This window comes from Krasilnikovia cinnamomea (assembly GCF_004217545.1).
Classification (GTDB): Bacteria; Actinomycetota; Actinomycetes; order Mycobacteriales; family Micromonosporaceae; genus Actinoplanes; species Actinoplanes cinnamomeus.
In genome coordinates this window covers 4,542,839-4,559,320 of sequence record NZ_SHKY01000001.1, presented here as the reverse complement: position 1 = coordinate 4,559,320, position 16,482 = coordinate 4,542,839, and the positions used below count along the sequence as shown (strand labels likewise).

General features: G+C 69.7%; 19 protein-coding genes and 2 pseudogenes. 11 read left to right on the top strand and 10 right to left on the bottom strand.

Features of this window, described 5'->3' with window-relative positions; all coding sequences use genetic code 11:
• Positions 1-33 precede the first annotated feature (33 nt).
• The 4 genes from fxsA (at position 34) to EV385_RS20805 (ending at position 2,849) form a co-directional block, all read left to right on the top strand.
• Entirely contained in the window at positions 34-219 is a 186-nt protein-coding gene (gene fxsA, locus EV385_RS20820) for an FxSxx-COOH cyclophane-containing RiPP peptide (RefSeq protein ID WP_130510975.1), read from the top strand.
• A gap of 242 nt (positions 220-461) precedes the next feature.
• Positions 462-647 carry a hypothetical protein gene (locus tag EV385_RS20815; protein WP_130510974.1) on the top strand — a complete coding sequence of 62 codons (186 nt, stop codon included), beginning with the start codon at positions 462-464 and terminating at the stop codon, positions 645-647.
• 228 nt (positions 648-875) lie between these two features.
• Positions 876-1,949, top strand: a complete 1,074-nt coding sequence (locus EV385_RS20810) for a methyl-accepting chemotaxis protein (RefSeq protein WP_130510973.1) — start codon at positions 876-878, stop codon at positions 1,947-1,949.
• A gap of 99 nt (positions 1,950-2,048) precedes the next feature.
• Positions 2,049-2,849, top strand: a complete 801-nt coding sequence (locus EV385_RS20805; RefSeq protein WP_130510972.1) for a glycerophosphodiester phosphodiesterase — start codon at positions 2,049-2,051, stop codon at positions 2,847-2,849.
• Positions 2,850-2,860: 11 nt separating this feature from the next.
• Here EV385_RS20805 and EV385_RS20800 read toward each other — a convergent pair whose 3' ends face one another.
• The 7 genes from EV385_RS20800 to EV385_RS20770 form a co-directional block, all read right to left on the bottom strand.
• Positions 2,861-3,403 carry a hypothetical protein gene (locus EV385_RS20800; protein WP_130510971.1) on the bottom strand — a complete coding sequence of 181 codons (543 nt, stop codon included), beginning with the start codon at positions 3,401-3,403 and terminating at the stop codon, positions 2,861-2,863.
• A gap of 155 nt (positions 3,404-3,558) precedes the next feature.
• On the bottom strand, positions 3,559-3,927 hold the full coding sequence (locus tag EV385_RS20795) for a YciI family protein (protein WP_130510970.1): 369 nt from the start codon (positions 3,925-3,927) through the stop codon (positions 3,559-3,561).
• A 175-nt stretch (positions 3,928-4,102) separates the two neighbouring features.
• On the bottom strand, positions 4,103-4,414 hold the full coding sequence (locus EV385_RS20790) for an STAS domain-containing protein (RefSeq protein ID WP_242624983.1): 312 nt from the start codon (positions 4,412-4,414) through the stop codon (positions 4,103-4,105).
• 548 nt (positions 4,415-4,962) lie between these two features.
• The gene (locus EV385_RS20785) at positions 4,963-5,550 is read right to left on the bottom strand and encodes a GNAT family N-acetyltransferase (RefSeq protein WP_242624982.1); all 588 of its coding nucleotides are present in this window, start codon (positions 5,548-5,550) and stop codon (positions 4,963-4,965) included.
• Between the two features lie 58 nt (positions 5,551-5,608).
• Positions 5,609-6,580 (bottom strand): hypothetical protein, encoded by a 972-nt coding sequence (locus tag EV385_RS20780; protein ID WP_130510968.1) that lies wholly within the window; start codon positions 6,578-6,580, stop codon positions 5,609-5,611.
• A gap of 151 nt (positions 6,581-6,731) precedes the next feature.
• Complete coding sequence (locus tag EV385_RS20775) at positions 6,732-7,094, bottom strand: YciI family protein (protein WP_423203073.1); 363 nt, start codon at positions 7,092-7,094, stop codon at positions 6,732-6,734.
• 917 nt (positions 7,095-8,011) lie between these two features.
• Complete coding sequence (locus EV385_RS20770; RefSeq protein WP_130510967.1) at positions 8,012-8,536, bottom strand: MFS transporter; 525 nt, start codon at positions 8,534-8,536, stop codon at positions 8,012-8,014.
• 328 nt (positions 8,537-8,864) lie between these two features.
• On the opposite strand from EV385_RS20770, the gene EV385_RS20765 reads away from it, so the two are divergent.
• On the top strand, positions 8,865-10,139 hold the full coding sequence (locus EV385_RS20765) for a helix-turn-helix domain-containing protein (protein ID WP_130510966.1): 1,275 nt from the start codon (positions 8,865-8,867) through the stop codon (positions 10,137-10,139).
• 141 nt (positions 10,140-10,280) lie between these two features.
• Here the strand turns inward: EV385_RS20765 and EV385_RS36140 are convergent.
• Positions 10,281-10,490: pseudogene (locus EV385_RS36140) on the bottom strand (AMP-binding protein); the annotation flags it as partial.
• Here EV385_RS36140 and EV385_RS34385 point away from each other — a divergent pair.
• The 3 genes from EV385_RS34385 to EV385_RS20750 all read left to right on the top strand — a co-directional run bounded on the left by EV385_RS34385 (position 10,440) and on the right by EV385_RS20750 (position 12,939).
• Complete coding sequence (locus EV385_RS34385; RefSeq protein WP_207229885.1) at positions 10,440-10,637, top strand: hypothetical protein; 198 nt, start codon at positions 10,440-10,442, stop codon at positions 10,635-10,637. The pseudogene EV385_RS36140 and the gene EV385_RS34385 sit on opposite strands and share 51 nt — an antisense overlap.
• A gap of 164 nt (positions 10,638-10,801) precedes the next feature.
• Positions 10,802-12,355, top strand: coding sequence for an MFS transporter (locus EV385_RS20755; protein ID WP_242624981.1), 1,554 nt, complete (start codon positions 10,802-10,804; stop codon positions 12,353-12,355).
• Complete coding sequence (locus EV385_RS20750; protein WP_130510965.1) at positions 12,352-12,939, top strand: SDR family oxidoreductase; 588 nt, start codon at positions 12,352-12,354, stop codon at positions 12,937-12,939. The genes EV385_RS20755 and EV385_RS20750 overlap by 4 nt, the downstream gene beginning before the upstream one ends.
• Positions 12,940-12,959: 20 nt before the next feature.
• Here EV385_RS20750 and fabG read toward each other — a convergent pair whose 3' ends face one another.
• Positions 12,960-13,664 carry a 3-oxoacyl-ACP reductase FabG gene (gene fabG / locus EV385_RS20745; protein WP_130510964.1) on the bottom strand — a complete coding sequence of 235 codons (705 nt, stop codon included), beginning with the start codon at positions 13,662-13,664 and terminating at the stop codon, positions 12,960-12,962.
• A gap of 271 nt (positions 13,665-13,935) precedes the next feature.
• Here fabG and EV385_RS20740 point away from each other — a divergent pair, with 271 nt between their 5' ends.
• The 3 genes and pseudogenes from EV385_RS20740 (at position 13,936) to EV385_RS20730 (ending at position 15,632) form a co-directional block, all read left to right on the top strand.
• Complete coding sequence (locus EV385_RS20740; RefSeq protein ID WP_242624980.1) at positions 13,936-14,238, top strand: hypothetical protein; 303 nt, start codon at positions 13,936-13,938, stop codon at positions 14,236-14,238.
• Between the two features lie 164 nt (positions 14,239-14,402).
• Positions 14,403-14,647: pseudogene (locus EV385_RS20735) on the top strand (YdeI/OmpD-associated family protein); the annotation flags it as partial.
• A gap of 46 nt (positions 14,648-14,693) precedes the next feature.
• Positions 14,694-15,632 carry an alpha/beta fold hydrolase gene (locus EV385_RS20730; protein WP_130510963.1) on the top strand — a complete coding sequence of 313 codons (939 nt, stop codon included), beginning with the start codon at positions 14,694-14,696 and terminating at the stop codon, positions 15,630-15,632.
• Positions 15,633-15,744: 112 nt separating this feature from the next.
• Here the strand turns inward: EV385_RS20730 and EV385_RS33985 are convergent, their stop codons facing one another.
• Positions 15,745-16,395, bottom strand: coding sequence for an alpha/beta hydrolase family protein (locus tag EV385_RS33985; RefSeq protein ID WP_165449542.1), 651 nt, complete (start codon positions 16,393-16,395; stop codon positions 15,745-15,747).
• Positions 16,396-16,482: the final 87 nt, after the last annotated feature.

Genomic DNA, 16,482 nt, shown 5'->3' with positions numbered 1-16,482 from the left:
GTGGAGGGCGCCGGACAGGTGGAGGGCGCAGGGATGGACGACGCGGCAGCGAACACCACGGACAGCGACGTGAATCACGTCATTCCCGATCTCGGCACCCTGCCCCTGGACAAGGTCCTCAGCGCCGAGGACACGGTGCTGAACAACGCTCTGCGGCGCGTCCACGAGGAGCTCGGCCGGCCGGGCGAGAACTACGCGGCCCACGGCACCACCCCGTAGCGACCCCGGGGTGTCCCGGCCGCATTGTCACGACAGGCTGGGAAAGCGATATGTGTCCACGTATCGTGGTGCCCAGAGCTGGCGCGGTATGGTGGTCGCTCGCCCTCGAGCTCCGTACCTCATTGCCTCTCAGCGACGGTTGCGTCGCATCTGGGCCCGGCATCGGCGGCAGACGACCGTCCGACCTCGCCAACGACGGCGCAGGTAGCCGGGCCGTTCGTCACGCGCCGCAGGAGGCAAGCATGGTCGAGCCGCACGTGCACACCGTGGACGAGGAGCCCGTACGGCTCTTACCCGACGTGAGTTCCCTGCCCCTGGAGGCGATCTTCCTGGAGGACGACTCGGCGCTCGGCCGTTCCGTGCGCCGGGTCCTGGAAGACCTGCGGCAGTGGGACGAGCGGTACGCCGCACACGGAAGTTCCGCCTAGGAGCCGTCCGCACGCCTGATCCTGATAGGACGGCTTCATGATCAGCGGGCGTGCTCCCTGAGGGTGGCGGACAAGGCCGTCGGCGGCGGCATTTGTCTGACTCTTTCGCGGTGGGTCGCGTCTGATCCTGGTCCCGCCCGCCGTCCGCATTCGCACCGGGGCCGCCTCAAGTCCTGCCCGGCGCTGCCGACAAACACTCGGGGGACAGCCAGTGGATGCGGAGTCGAGATGCGCAAGTGGTGGCGGACGCGGGGCACGAATACCCACGCTCTCTCCCAGTTCGGGAATTCGGTGTTCGAGGCGTTCGACAACGCGCCCGCCGCGCTGCTGATCGTTGACGGCGCGGGCGAGGCCCTGTACCGCAACAAGGCAGCCGTGCTGGCCATCGAGCACATCCTCAAGACGCAGGGCCCGCAGGCGTTGCAGGGACTGCGGACGATCCTGCAGGAAACCGTACGGACCATCGACTCGTTCCCGTTCGTCCGGCAGAGCCGGCCCGGCGAACCCCTCCAGGGCACCGCGAACTTCGACCGGTTCGCCGGCGGCATCCTGATGAACTACATCGACACCACCGAGCAGTCCCGGACCCAGGCGCTCGCCGCGGACCTGGCGCAGGAACTCTCCGCGGCGAGTACCTCGCTGACCGAGGCCGGGCAGGAGCTCGTCAGCAGCGCGCGGCACAGCTCCGAGCAGGCCGACGGCGTCTCGCAGGGCTCCGCCGAGCTCACCGAGAGCATCAAGGAGATCTCCCGCGGCATCACCAGCGCCTCGTCCAGCACGACCGCCGCCGTGCAGGCCGCACGCGACGCCACCCGCCGGATGGAGCAGTTGCAGGAGTCGAGCCAGCGGATCGGCAGCGTCACCCGGCTGATCACCGAGATCGCCGAACAGACCAAGCTGCTGGCCCTGAACGCCACCATCGAGTCCGCCCGGGCGGGCGAGATGGGCAAGGGCTTCGCCGTCGTCGCCGGTGAGGTCAAGGAGCTCGCCGCGCGGACCGCCGAGGCCACCGGCCAGATCTCCGAGATCATCGAGGGGATCCAAACGGAGAGCACCGAGGCCGCCGAGGGGATCTCCGGGATCGTCGAGCTGATCGACGCGGTCGCCGAACAGCAGGGCATGATCGCCGGAGCGGTCCAGCAACAGAGCGCGACCAGCTCCGAGATGACCGGCGGCATGCAGGCCGTCGCCGACGCGGTCCAGTCCTCGGCGGAGGCCGCCGAGACCGTCCTGACCGCCGCGGCCAGCCTGAAGGACCAGGCCACCCGGCTCATCACCCTCACCACGACCACGGAGCACTGACCCGCAACAGTTGACCTGGTGATCGCGTTCGGGTGACGAAGACAGCGACCCGCCCACCCCGGTGATCTTCGATTCTTCGATGCGTGCCACGCTTCGCGGATGATTCGTAGATCGTTTGCGATCCTGACCGCACTAGCCATCGGCGGTGGCCTTGCCTCCGTCACCGAACTGGCATCGGCGCAGGTCAGCGCCTGTGTGGCCAGGCCGGGTATCGCCCACCGTGGCGGCACCGAGCGCTACGCGGAGAACACCCGCAATGCCTTCAGGCGAGCGCGGAACTCCGGCAACTCCTTCTGGGAGACCGATGTCCGGTTTACCGCCGACAGCGTGCCGGTGATCATGCACGACCCCGATGTCGACCGCACCACGAACGGCACCGGGAAAGTCGCCGACCTGACCTACGCCGAGATCTCCCGGCTGCGCACGTCCGACGGCCAGCCGGTACCCACGCTCGCCGACGTGGTCAACGACGCGCAGGTGGACGGCGCGCAGGTGTTCGTCGAGCTGAAGACCAACCCCACCAACGCCCAGTGGTCCGCGTTCAAGGCCGCCCTCACCTCCCGCCCGGGCATGACCTCCAAGCTGACCCTGGCCTCCTTCGATTCAGCCACGCTCGACGAGGCCAGGGCGAAGGTACCGGGGTTCAAGCGGGCCCTGGTCCAGGGCCTCGGCGATGCGAACCCGGCGGCCGTCACACCCCACGCCAGCATCCTGATCAAGCACCACCACGCAATCACCGCCGGACGCATGGCGAAGTGGACCGGCGCGGGCTTGAAGGTCTACACCTGGACGGCCAACACGGCGAGCGAGTGGCAGCGGATGACCAGGTACCCGATCTCGGGCATCGTCACGGACAGGCCGGCCGCCTATCTGGCCTGGCAGCGATCCCGCCGTTGCTAGTCACTGCGCTCTCAGTGCCGTTCGACGATCTTCGCGGCGACCGGACGGAGCTTGTCGAGGGTGGCGTCGGCCTCAGAGCCATCGGAGCCCTTTACGTGGAGTTCGAGGACGAACACTCGCTCACCGTGGTGCAACACGGAGAGCGCGAACGCCTTACCGCCGCCGCCGAGCTGGTCCTTCGCCTCGTAGATCGCCTTGTCCCCGAGGCCGTCGACCGGCTCCGCGTCGCTGTCGGCCCACCTGGTGAACCCCTCAGCGGTCCAGCCGTAGCCATTGAGGTGCTGCTCCGGGTTCGACCGGGGCGCCAACTGCTGCAACCACAGGCTCTGCTTGTCATCGGCGCGGTCCCACAGGCACAGCTGGCCGCCCGGGTTGGCCCCGTTGCGCTGAGGCTCCGGCGTCTCGCCGAGGATCGCTGCCACCTCGGCGGCTTCCACCAGGTCGCATGGTGCGTTGTCGCCGCCGGCCGTGGCCGTGTCGGTGGTGGCGTCGTCGCACCCGGTTACGGTCAACATCGCGAGTGCCGCAGCAGCGGCCACGAGGATCTTCTTCACGCGGAGCACGGTAGGGGTATCCGCGGGTCAGGGACCATCCTCGTCGGGCAGCCTCGGCGATCGCCGGCCCTGCCCGTTCGGGCCGCGATCGGCGCCCGAAAGCCCACCCCGCCCAAACGGCCGGCGCAGGACTCAGATCCGTTCTCGCGGCGCCATCACCGGTCAGAACGGCGAAGCATCGCGTCCAATTCGGGATCGGGTAGGAGCTCCCGGACCTCCTGTTCGCAGCGACAAGCGCCGGCGAACCGGGCAGCCCACGTCAGCACCTCCTCACGTGAGGTCACATCGACGACCACGAACCCGCCAATGACCTCCTTGGTCTCCGGGTAAGGGCCATCGGTGACCATTCCGTCCGTGGCCACCACACTCGCCCTCTGGCGTTCGAGTCCCGCGCCGAACACAAACACGCCGGCGTTCACGGCGTCCTGGACCACCGCGTGCGCGGCTTTGCCCACGTCAGGAAAGTCCCCTTCGGGGATGTGGTCCATCGCGCCGTCATTGAACGAGATCAGGTACCGCGTCATCCCACGACTCCCTTGTCCCGGCGGCCCCGTCCAGCCGCCTCTCGCCTGTGCTACGAATGACTCGCCCCGGATCCGACGCCATGCCGGCAGAATTCGTCATGGCATCTCCGCCGTGGCGGACATCGGCGTACTGATGATCGCGCAGCGGCGCATCACCACCGGGTGCGGGCGACCGTCATGCGGCAGCGGTCGTCCGGCGTAGCCGGTGGGACGGCACACCGGCTGCCGAGAGCTGTTCGGCGATCCCGCTCGACGCGTTGTGGACGAACACGGCGACCTGGTGGTCGTCTCCGAGACCGCACGCGGCGGACACCGTTCCCGCGTTGATCGGGTCGAGGCGCGACACCGCGGTGAAGTCGAGGACGAGCCGGGACGGCCGGACCTTCCGTACCGTGTGCACGAGCAGTTGCTGGAGTCGCACGGCATCGGCTGCCTCGATCCCGCCCAGCGGCCGGATGACGACTGTCCCGTCGGGTTCCGTGCGCATGTCGAGCGTAGGCGCATCCATTCCGTACACCCTTCGTTACCTTCCGTTCATCTCCGGGCCAACGATACGGGCATATGTGTCGCGCCGAGCGCGGTCTCGGGCCAACTTCGGTAACCATCCAACGATCGTGAGGGAGCGATTTCACGAATGGCACTCATGTTGGGTCGCTGACCGATCAGGTTGCGGACAGGGGGTCGCGGCCTGGGTGTTCATCCGAATTCGACGGAGACGGCGATGCCGTCTCCGTCGCGCCCAGCCCCGTGATGCCGTGCTGCGGTGTCGCCTCACGACAGCGGGAGGCTTGCCGGGACGATCTCACGATGCCTCGCCACCAAGCCGACATGCGCGAAACACCGGATGTCCAGTAGGTGAACGATGGGTTCCTGATCTTCCGCCGCCAGTGCCGGGCACTCCCACCAGCGCCCGAGCCATATCCCCGCTTCGGCACGGCGGGGTCCCGCCGCGACCGCGAGAGAGCTCCTATGACCGCGAAAGAGTGACCCTGCATGGCGGGCACGCTCACCACCTGCGACAGGTTGGAGCGCCGATCACGGCTGAAGCAGGAGGGGTGAGACCTTGGTGCGCATGACCCACCGCCACTTCGCGATCTTCCGTACGCGGGCGAAGCCGTGTCGCGCGTACAACTCCTCCGGTCCCGTGTGCAGATAGGAACCGCGCTGTGGCGGCCGGTCCTCGGTCTGTTCCGGATAGGCCTCGACGATGCCGCCGCCGGCCCGCCTGATTTCGTCAAGTGCCGCGGCGACCGCCGCGGCGGCGACGCCCTTGCCACGGTCTTTGGCGCTGGTGAAGACGCAGCCGATCCGCCAGTCCGGCGGATCACCGGCTTCCCGGTCGTAGGCGCGCCGGTTCTTGATGTTGGGCAGCTCCACCGGTGAGCCGAACTGGCACCAGCCGACGCAGCGCTCACCGTCGTAGACGAGCACCTGGTGGACCGTGCCACGGGTCACGTGCCGGCGCTTCGCGTCCCGGTTTCCTTCCGGGGTGTGCCCTTCCCCGACACCCTCCGGATGGAATCCCATGCACCAGCATCCACCCCACACGCCGTTGTTGGCCTCGACGAGGGCGGCGAAGTCATCCCAGGTCTCCGGCGTGAGCATCCGCGTTGTCAGGGTCATGACCGGCATTGTGGCTTGGCCAGGCGGCCCGGTCGGGGTGACCCGCTTCATCCTGCGACTACGGGCCGGCCGGGCGGATCCACGGGTCGATGATCAGGTGGTCGAGGCCGATCGCGACCAGCTTGTCGTACAGCGGCTGCGTCAGCTGGACCATCATCACCCGCATCTTGCCGTCCTCCGAGCCGGCCAGGTAGATGCCCGAAGCCGGGTCGTTCATCAGCGCCCCGACCGCTCTGCCGGTGGTTGCCTGCAGCCTGTCCTCTGCGGCGATGCTGTGCCCCCCGGGCGCGGCGACCACGCAGAGGTTGTCGGCGTAGATCGCGGTCAACGCCTTCCGAGCCTGGTCCACGTCGCCGTTCACCACCTTGACCACCAGGATGCGGGCGTTCCCGAGGTGCGTCGCGAACGGCTCGGCGAACTGCTCGGCATGGGCGTGCAGATAGTCGCGGACCTGGTCGTCGACCCAGTCCTCGCCGTCGCGCCAGCCACCGGCCGGCGCCGGGCACGGCGGGGTGTCCGGCAGGTCGGAACCCCCGAGCACGCCGGCCGACGTGGGCGCGTACGGCATCCGCCGGATGTCGGACAGCCCGATCGGATGCCATCGGCCGCGCAGCGTTGCGCCGTCCGTCGGCTTGACGCCCGGCACCGGGATGCCATACGGGCAGGTATCACCGCCGAGCGAAAGCGGGACCGGGGCCGGCGCGCACAGCTCCGCATCCTCCACTGGGCCGCTCGCCTCGACGAGATCGCCGTCCCGGACGATCAGCCCGGCCGGCCCTGCGGGAACGATCCCCGGCCCCGCTGCGACGATCCCGGGCACCGGTGCCGGCTCTGGTGGTGTCCGGTGGGTGGCGAACACCAGCGCCCCCGTGGCCAGGAGCGTGGCGGCCGCCGCGCCGACCGGCATCCGCCGGCCCGGGGTTACCGACCAATGCCGCGACGGGACGCGGGCGAGGCCCGTCGGTACGGTAGCCAGGGCACGGTAGATCCGCGAGGGCCAGGTACCAACGAACCATCGCATGATCTTCACGCGGGCATCCTCACCGTTCCCGCAGGTCAGCGCAATGCCCATCCCTACTCGGGCCAACCGGCCACGCCCTGCAAGTCAGGACCGCTTGTTCACAAAGCGGGCAGCCAGTCATGGTGTTCCGCTCGACGGCTCCGGACGGGGAGCAGCCGGCTCAGGCGAGGCCGTCGAACGGACGCACCTCGACCTTGCCCCGGCACGCCTTGGATCCCTCGGCCGCGAGCCTGAGCGCCACGTCGAGATCGGGTGCGTCGATGACCCAGAAACCGCCGATGATTTCCTTGGTCTCCAGGTAGGGGCCGTCGGTCATCTCCGGCGTCTCGCCCTGGCCGTCCACGACAGTCGCCGTGGACGCCGGCGCGAGTCCCCCGGCGAAGACCCAGTAGCCCTGGGTGCGAAGCCTGTCATTGAAGGCGCCGGTGGCGGCGAACGCCTCCTCCATCTCCTCCTTGGAGCCGTAGTTGCCGAACTCGTCCCGCTCGGCGGGTCCGTGCACGCTCAACAGGTAGTGCGTCACCGCAGCTCTCCTCAGTTCCAGCAGTCCCGACGACCGCCTTCCACATCACCACGAACGGCGCCGCTCCGATACGACAACCCGCCACAGAAATCTTGCGGTCGGGTTCTCCGCGCTGACGCGACGGGTTCGCCGGGACCGCGCCACCGAGGATCAACCCGGCAGAGCATTTCTTCTCGCGACCTGTCGGATCCGTGACCGCTCGTTCTCGCTCGTCGGCGTCGCCATCGCCGCCGTCATGGCGCGCCGCGGCCGGCGTGCCTTGCGCGTCCTGGTCGCCGCCGGCGCGTGGACCGGCCGTCCTCACTAGCCGTGCCGACGGCGCTGCGGATTGGGGTCAGGCTGGGGTCAGCGAGCACCAGCGTCGGGGTGCGGCTGCTCGGCAGCCCACAAGAGTTCGGTGATGGCAAACCCGGGTAGGGCAAGATCGGCCGTCGACGACACCCGGAACGTGCCGCCGGCCGCTGCTGGCATCCAGCCCGCGAGCATCCCGTACCTGACGAGAACACGGACATCCTCCGCGGTCGGGTAGGAATAGGCTTCCGCCCCCGACGCTGGCGGCGGGTGCTCGATCAAGTCAGCTTGCAGGGCGCGACCAGCCTTTCCGGCTCCCCACACCCGGACACGGATGCAACGGCGACGATCACCGTCAGATCCCCGTACGGCTCGGATGCCGGCCTTCCAGGTAAACTCCCGGCCGTCGACGTGCAGCTTGCGCAGCCTCGACCTCATCCCCCACACCTCCCCTGCCTCGCGTTGTCGTCAAGGATCTTGACCCACGAGCACCAACCACGTCCATCGCGGTCTGCCAGCCTGGCAGCCCTCGCGTCCGGGATTGGCGGCTCACCGCCCACGCCGACGCCTGAGCGCATACGTGATCAGCAGAAAGGTGGCCGCGAGAAGCAGTGGTCCGAAGTAGATCACCGCAAGCACCACGTCGTTGCCCGGCGCCAACCGGACGGCGACGCGGGTCTGCGGCAGGACCTCGAACCGCACCCACTCCAGCCAGGCCAGGTGAAAGCCGACCACGAATCCGAGGTTGCCGCCCACCAGCAGGGTGCGTCCAGCGCGCTGTCGCACAGGACCAGCAGCAGGAGTACCTCGAACGTCAGCAGGCCCAGCCACTCGAGGAGGGCGAGCGCGCCGAGTGCCGTGCCGCCGATCACATAGATCACGACCGCGGTCGGCTTGAACCCCAGACGGTCGACCCACGGGCCGGCCAGTATCCCGATCACGGCCGAGCCGATCGCGGCGACCGCCACCACCACACCGGTCTTGGCGAAGCTGCCCGTGGTCTGCCAGACGAACCACGGCACGGCCACCAGCGTCATCGACTCGGCGACCGCACTGACGGCGTAGCCCACCAACAACGCCGTCAGGCCACGGGGGTACCGATGACTGCCCGTGGCCCGACATCGGCGAGTCATGGATTCTGACAGCGCCATGACAGCCAACGTAACCAGCTGACGCGTTCCAGGGGGTACCGCCGGACCGCCGTACCCGCCGCCCCGGATCCGGGGCGGCGTGCCAACGCCGGCGCGAGACACGGAGAGAGCGTTATCACGTTCGAGTCATGGTCTGCACGACATCGCGTCGTGGAGAATTGCCGGACCTGTCAAATCAGGTTACGATCCGTCGACTAGCCGCGTACCGGGCGATCAATCGGATTTCGCCGAGAGACTCCGATCGTCTCAACGCGCCGGCCGTTCGGCGTCACTGCTGTCGCTACCCACAGGTCCTCGGCTGGTTCTCAGCTGCGTTCAGGAGGTCGTCATGGTGGAACAGCCGGCGTTCGGCCTCCGGCTACGCGAGCTGCGCCGCGTCCGCGGGTTGTCGCAGGCCCAGGTCGCCGGTGCCAGCATGTCACCAAGCTACGTCTCGCTCGTCGAGAGTGGCCGCCGCACCCCCAACGCGGAACTGGCGCGCGCACTCGCCGCCAATCTCGGCGTGCCTTTGACCGACCTCACCGAACCGGTGCCCGACGCACCCGCCGGCAACCGCGCGCACCGCCTGGAGCTCATCGGGCGGCTGATCGCCGCCAGGTCGGCCCGGGCAGACGGTGACGGGGGGCTCGCCCGCACCGAACTCGAGTCGATGCTGGACACCGCGACCCTCGACGAGGACGAGGACGTGCTGTGGGAGATCCGGTGGGAGCTGGCTGAGACGCTCACCGACGCGGCGGACAGCGCACGCCGGGCCGAGGTGCTCGGCGAGCTTCTCGACGATCCACTGACGCTGGAGTCGCCGCTGCTACAGGCCCGCGTGGCCACCGCCCTGGCGGCCGTGGCCCGCGAAGGCCGGACACCGAGTCAGGCCATCAGGTACGCCGAGCGCGCGGTCGCCGCAGCCGCTCCCCTCGACGCCACCACGCCCGAACGGGTCCGCGCCGGGATCGAGATCCTCCTCGCCTGCGGCGAGAGTGGCGAGTGGGAGCAGGGCCGGGCCACGGCCGAGGAGTTGCTGGCCATCGCGGACGACGTGCCCGTGCGGCTGTTGCGCGGGCTGGTCAACTGGACCGCCGGCAGCGTGCTCTTCCTGCTCGGCCAGCCCGGCACCGAGGCGTACTTCGACCGCGCCCTTGAGCTGATCGGTCCGGACACCGACGTACGGACCTGGATGCGGCTCTCCCGGGCGGCCGCCGCACACCGGGTCGCGTCCGGTGACCTGTCCGCCGCCCAACCACTGCTCGTGCGCGCACGGCAGGCGACGGATCTGTTGGGCGGCCCGGCCGACCGCAACCGCATGGCCGCCGTCGAGATCACGGCCGCCCTGGCGCGCGACGACCTGGACGGCGCCCGCCGCGCCGCGGCCACCATGGAGGACACGGCCGGGCAGAGCTATCCGGACCAGCCCCGTTGTCTGATCGCGCTGGCTCGGTTGGCCCGTGCGCGGCGCGACAAGCGTCGGGCGACGGATCTCTACCACCGCGCGGCATCCGGTTACGAGGAGTCCGGCGCCTACCGGTTGGCAGCCCGGGCGTGGCGCGAGGCCAGTGCCGGCCCGGTTGTCGAGGACGGACCGGACCCTCACGCGTTGATCATGGCGTAGTCGACGGCCATCGTCCGCACGGCGCGGTAGCCGGCTCCGCCAGGCCGCCAGGCTCACCGCGTCGTCGCCCTCCACCGGTGGTGCGTCGCCGTCGAGCGCCAGCACCGGCACGGGGTATCCGGCGTCGCGATCGGCGGGCTCGTCGGACGTGAGCCAGTCCACCCCGGCTCGCCGGATCATGTCCGCCACGTCGGCCGTCGGCTGCTGCTCATCCACCGCGACGAGCGTGGCATCGAGGTGCATGACAGCCAGCACCGTGCTCACGTATTCGAGGCTGTTGGCGCCCTTGACCATCACCCGATGCCCGCGTCGTACTCCACATCCGCGCAGATAACCGGCGCGGCGCAGCACGATGTCGGTGATGTCGGGGCCGACGAGCCGACGCTGTCCGGCGATCAGGGTACGGGTGTGAGCGATACCGGCGAGAGCCTCGGCTGGGGTCATGGCGAAACGATCCGAAATCTGTCAAAGCGTGTCAAGTCTCATGACAGATCATGACCCCGTGATCTTGCCGCTTTCCCAACGCCTGTACAGTACGGGCGCATGCCACGCCATGAGGCCGACCTGGACCGCAAGCGGACCCTCGTCGAAGCGGTGTTCCTGCTCCGCACCCGCGACGTTCCTGCTTCGCACCCGCGACCGACACCTGGAGCCAATCTTCCGTGCGCCGTGACGAAAAGGCATACTCCGCCGCCGCGCTGACCCGCGCCCCGGCCGAGGTCGTCGACTTCCTGTTGCCCCTGTGGGCCACCGCCGAAATGGGCGCCACCCCCACCCAGGTCGGCGCCGTCGTCGCCGTCGAGGCGGCGCTGTCGCTGGTGGTGCGTCCCATCGCCGGCGTCCTGGCCGACCGGTTCGACCGCGGCCGGATCGCCGCCCTGGGCGCCCTCCTCTACGCGGCCTCCCTCGCCGGCTACGCGCTGGCACCCAACCTGACGTGGGCGTTCGCCGCGGCCGCGCTCGGCGGTGCGGGCGGCGCGCTGTTCTGGGTCGCGGTGCGGGCCAGGGTCGGTGAGACCGGCGGCGTGGCCGCGTTCGGCCAACTGCTGGCCGCCGAGGGCCAAGGCTCGTTCATCGGCTTCCTCGGCGCGTTCGTCATCCTGGGCTGGCTCGGCTACCCGGCGGTCTTCGGGCTGGGCGCGGTCGCCGCCGTCTGCGCCGCCGCGGTGATGCTCAGCGCCCGATCCGCTCCACCGGCCCGCCCACCGGGCGACGGACCGGCCCGCGGACCGGGCAAGCTCGGCCGCCGGATGTGGCCGCTGCTCACCCTCACCGCCGTGACGGCGACCGCCGAGGCCGGCATCGGCCTGCTGCTCCTGCTGCACCTGCAGCGCGAGTTCCACCTGGATCCCGTCGGGATCGCGATGGTGCTCGCTCCCGGGTTCCTGGCCTTCGTCCTGCTGCCCGGCCACACCCACAAGGTCACCGGGCAACTCGGCCGGAGCGTCACGCTGGGGCTGGCCCTGCTGGCGAGCGCGCTGAGTGCGGGCGCGCTCGCATTCGCGCCACAACCCGCGGTCATCTCGGTGATCTGGGCACTGACCTCGGTCTGCCTGGCGGCGGCGATCCCGGTCGAGGAGGCCACGGTCGCCGAGGCCGCCAACGGCGCGCTCGGCCGGGCCATGGGCATGTACGAGGGTGCACAACTCGTCGGCGCGCTGGTAGGCCCGGCCGTCTTCGGTGCGCTCTACGCGAACGGGGGCTGGCGGATCGCATGTGCCCTCGGTGCCGCAGTCCTGACCGTCGGTGCCATCCTCGTACCCTTCGCGGTGCGGCGACTCGGCCTGCCCAGCCGGCCGGCGCCCACCCCCCGCGAGGCCACGCCCGCCCCACCACCCGCGATTCCCGCGCCGCGGCCCGCAGACGTCGCGCCCGTACGCCCGGACCTGGTCCCTGCCGACACGGCCCACCCGTCTGCCAAGCCCGCCGGCCCGGACCTGGAGCACGCCCGCAAGGAACGCCGCCGGTGGCTCGAGCACCTCGGCATATTCCTGATCGGCCAGGGCGTGCTGTGGTTCCTCGGTCACTCGTGGATCAAGGCCAGCATCCAGGACACGGTCCCCGAGGACCTGCCGACCCTGATGCTCGTCAGCAAGGTGTGGGTCACCGTCCTCATCATCGACTTCGTCATCTCGTTCTCCTACTCCATCTGGCCACGCCGGCGTCGGGCCGACCCGGCGCCAACCCACCGGACGGCGGACCGGGAGCTGAGGTGACGGGAATCCTTGCCGGCAAGCGGCTGCTGATCACCGGTGTCCTGACCGAGTCGTCCATCGCGTTCCACACCGCGCGGCTGGCGCAGGAGCAGGGCGCGACCGTCGTGCTCACGGGATACGGAAGATTGAGCCTGGTCAACCGGATCGCCCGGCGACTGCCGCAGCCCGCCCCGGTCGTCGAACTGGACGTCACCGACCCGGCACACCTCGACAGCCTCGCCGACCGGGTCGGTGCGTACGTCGACGGGCTCGACGCCGGCGTGGCATGGCCGTCGTACGACTGGATGGGGGTGGCCAAGGCCGGGCTCGAGTCGTGCAGCCGCTACCTGGCCCACCACCTCGGCCCGCGGGGCATCCGGGTCAACCTCGTGGCGGCCGGACCGTTGCGTACGGTCGCCGCCCGCAACATTCCCGGGTCGGCCGGCTTCGAGGAGGCCTGGGACACCCGCGCGCCGCTGGGCTGGAAGGCGGACGACGTGGAGGTCGCCGCGCGGGCCTGTGTCGCGTTGCTGTCGGACTGGTTCCCGGCCACCACGGGCGAGATCGTGCATGCCGACGGTGGATATCACGCGGTGGGCGCCTGAACCGGGCGGCCTGCCGCAGCTCAGTGACCCATTCCGGCCCCGCCGTCGACCGGGACCACCGCGCCGCTGATGTAGCCGGCGGCGTCCCCCGCAAGGAACCTCGCCGCTGCGGCCACCTCCTCGGGAGAAGCAGCACGGCCGGCGGGCACCTGCCGCAGTATGTGCTGGCGTTGTTCGTCGGCCAGCCCGGCCGTCATGTCGGTGGCGGTGAAACCGGGCGCCACGACGTTCGCGGTGATGTTGCGTGCACCGAGCTCACGCGTCAGCGACCGGGCGAGCCCGACGAGTCCGGCCTTGGCGGCGGCATGGTTCGCTTGACCGGCCTCGCCGTACAGCGCGACGACCGAGGAAATGAAGATCAGCCGACCCCACCTCGCCCGCAGCATCGACCGGCTGGCCCGCTCGGCGACCCGGAAGGCGCCGGTGAGGTTGACATTCAGGACCTCGGAGAAGTCCTTCTCGTCCATGCGCAGGAGCAGCTCATCGCGCGTGACACCGGCGTTCATCACGGCAATCTCGACCGGGCCGAGGTTCGCCTCCACGGCAGCGAACGCCTCCTCGACACTGCCGTCGTCGGCGACGTCGCATCGCACCCCGAAGACGCCGGCCGGTGGCGGCGATTCACGGTAGGTCACGGCGACCTTGTATCCGTCGTCGGCGAAAAGCTGGGCGGTGGCCCGTCCGATGCCTTTGCCTCCGCCGGTGATCAGAACCACCCGATTCATTGGACCCCCGTTGCCGGCGCAGGATGAAGCACCGGAATGCTACGGCGTCGCCGACGAGGAGACGGGGCAGCCCCAGGGGGGTGTGGCGAATCCTGCGGGAGCATTGGGGACCGCGTCGGTGGCGCCCGGTGATTTGCTTCCCGGCGTTAGCGTCACGCCCATGCGTTTGCTTCCGTTGCCCCGCCCTCGTCCGAAGTTGGCACGAAGCAATTCGGGCGATCTATTGATCATGAGGAGTGAGCGCATCTGGAAGCTGGGTATACCGATCGGCGTGAACGTGCTGCTGGGGATTCCGGCCATCGTTCCGCTGTTCCTGGCGTGGTACATCCTGGCGAACTGGCCCCTGGCCGACCTCGGATGGACGCAGCCGGAGCCAACCGAGAACGACGGGATGGCCGGTTGGCTGATCCTCGCCACGCCGGTGTTCTGCATGTTCGGCTCCATCTGGGGGTTTATCAATGTGTGGATGCGCCGCAGGACGGCCGTGCGGGCATCCCGGTACTGGCTCGCATGCGTGGCAGCCTTGCTTGTGCCCTTCACATGCCTCGCGCTGTTGGACATCGTCGGCAAATAGCAGGCGACCTGGCTACGGTCGGTCGGGCGTTGACGAGGACCAGCCAATGTGCGCGGTGGCGGTCCTGGGGCTTGCTGTCTCGCCGTTCAATCCGTGGCGGTTCCCCGCCAGCTCTCGCAGCCCGCACTTCATGCCGCTGAGTGAGCTGCGCTGAAGGCTGGTCTCCGCGCAGCATCTGGTCCCAACGCAACGTCGCCAATGTGGCCCGGCTGGAGGCGGCCGGCCTGATGCTGCCGCCGGCCGCGCCGCGGTGAATGCCGTGACGGCCGACGGGCGGTGGACGGCCGCCTATGCGCCACCGCCGGAAACGGAGATGCCGGCTGACCTGCGAGCGGCGATCGCCGCCGACCCGGCGGCGCAGGCGATGTTCGACATGCTGACCAAGAACCGCTTCGCCCTCACACGTAGGAGGAGATGGTTACTGCCATGAAACGTCGGCTATCTATCCTGCGCGGATGGATGAGCTGCGGATGGTCGAGGTGCACGGGCACGCTCGCGCCTTCCGGTTGCTGGGCACCGGCCCTACCGTCCTGCTGCTCGTGCACGGCATCGGCTGCGACGGCACCACATGGGACATCGTCGCGCCCGCGCTCGCCGAGCGGTACACGGTGATCATGCCCGACCTGCTCGGCCACGGCCGGTCGGCAAAACCGCGGGCGGACTACAGCATCGGCGGGTACGCCAACGGCCTTCGGGACCTGCTCAGCGCGCTCGACATCGACCGGGCTACCGTGGTCGGCCACAGCTTCGGCGGCGGCGTGACGATGCAGTTCGCCTATCAGTTCCCGGAGCGCACCGACCGACTCGTCGTGGTCGCCGGCGGCGGACTGGGCTCGCAGGTGAGCGTGGCGTTCCGCGCGCTGACCCTACCGGGCGCTTCCGTCGCCCTGCGGCTCAGCCACCTGCCGCCGTCCCGCCTTGCCCTCGGTGCGCTGCGCGCGGCCGCCGGGCTGGTCGCGCCGCCCGCGCTCGCGGCCGACCTCAATGAGGCCTACGCCGTGCACACCGGGCTGCGTGACCCAGCCGCTCGGGCGGCGTTCCTGCATGTACTGCGACACGTCGCGGATTGGCGCGGACAGCTGATCACCATGCGGGACCGCGCCTATCTGGCGCAGGGCCTGCCGACGCTGGTCGTCTGGGGCGACCAGGACCACGTCCTCCCGGTTGAGCACGCCGCGACCGCTGCCGAGCTGATGCCCGGGGCGCAGTCGGTGGTTCTGCCCGGCGTCGGGCACTTCCCACACCGGGAGGCGCCCGAGGAATTCGTCCATGCGATGATCGATTTTGTCGAGGGGACCGAACCGAAGCGCTGGGACGCCCGCCGCTGGCGGAACCTGCTACAGACCCACTCCGGAGCCTCTTTGCCCATGGCTGTCGAGGACGCAGTCCAGTAGACCGACCCGTTTGGCGACAGCGCGCCAGCCCGTACTCGGCGGGCGCACGCTCATGCGGTCTTGTCGCTGTCTCCCGGCTTGCCGGGGTCTTCTCCCGGCCGGGCATGGCTCCTCATTCCTCGATGACGAAGTGCAGGGTTGCCTCCGCGAGGTCGGCGAGGAACGCGCCGCGGTCGAATCCGGGGCTGTCGCTCATGCCGGGTGGCAGGACGTTCATGAAGCTGAAGTGGCCCGCATTCGGCACGAGACGTACGTCGACGAGCCCGGGCGCGTTCTTCAAGTGCAGGGCCTGGGTGATCGGCGTGACTGTGTCTTGTTCTCCCGCGTAGACCAGCGCGGGAATCGTCATCGCGTCGAGGGCGCCGGGGGCGGCGAACCATCCGGCGGCGGGTGCGTAGGCGACCAATCGGGAGACCCGCGGCTCGTGGGGAACGTCGATCGGCTTTCCGCCGCGTCCCCACGGCGTCGCCCCGGCCAGGCACAGGGCCGCCCACCCTCCGATTGAGTGGCCGACCACAGCGACGGGCACGTCCGGCGGAGCCGCTTCCTCCAGTGCCTGGAGCAATCCGGCGGGACGGGCCAGAAGCTGCGCGGTGGTCGTCGCCTGCGGGACTATTCGCTCGAAGTGCGGTGCGATCACCAGGCAGCCATGGGCCGCCAAGTGCTCCAGAAGTGGGCGGTGACGCTCGGGGTCGCCGCCTGCTCCGGCAGCGAACAGCACGACTGGTCCGGCATCGGTGGGGCCCAGCGTCAGAATTTTCACGGGTTCCTCCAAGCGAACCGGCATGACATGGCGAGTAAGGCTTCGGACGCAAGACTCGCAGATGCCGGAGCGTCCGCGTTCGCGGGT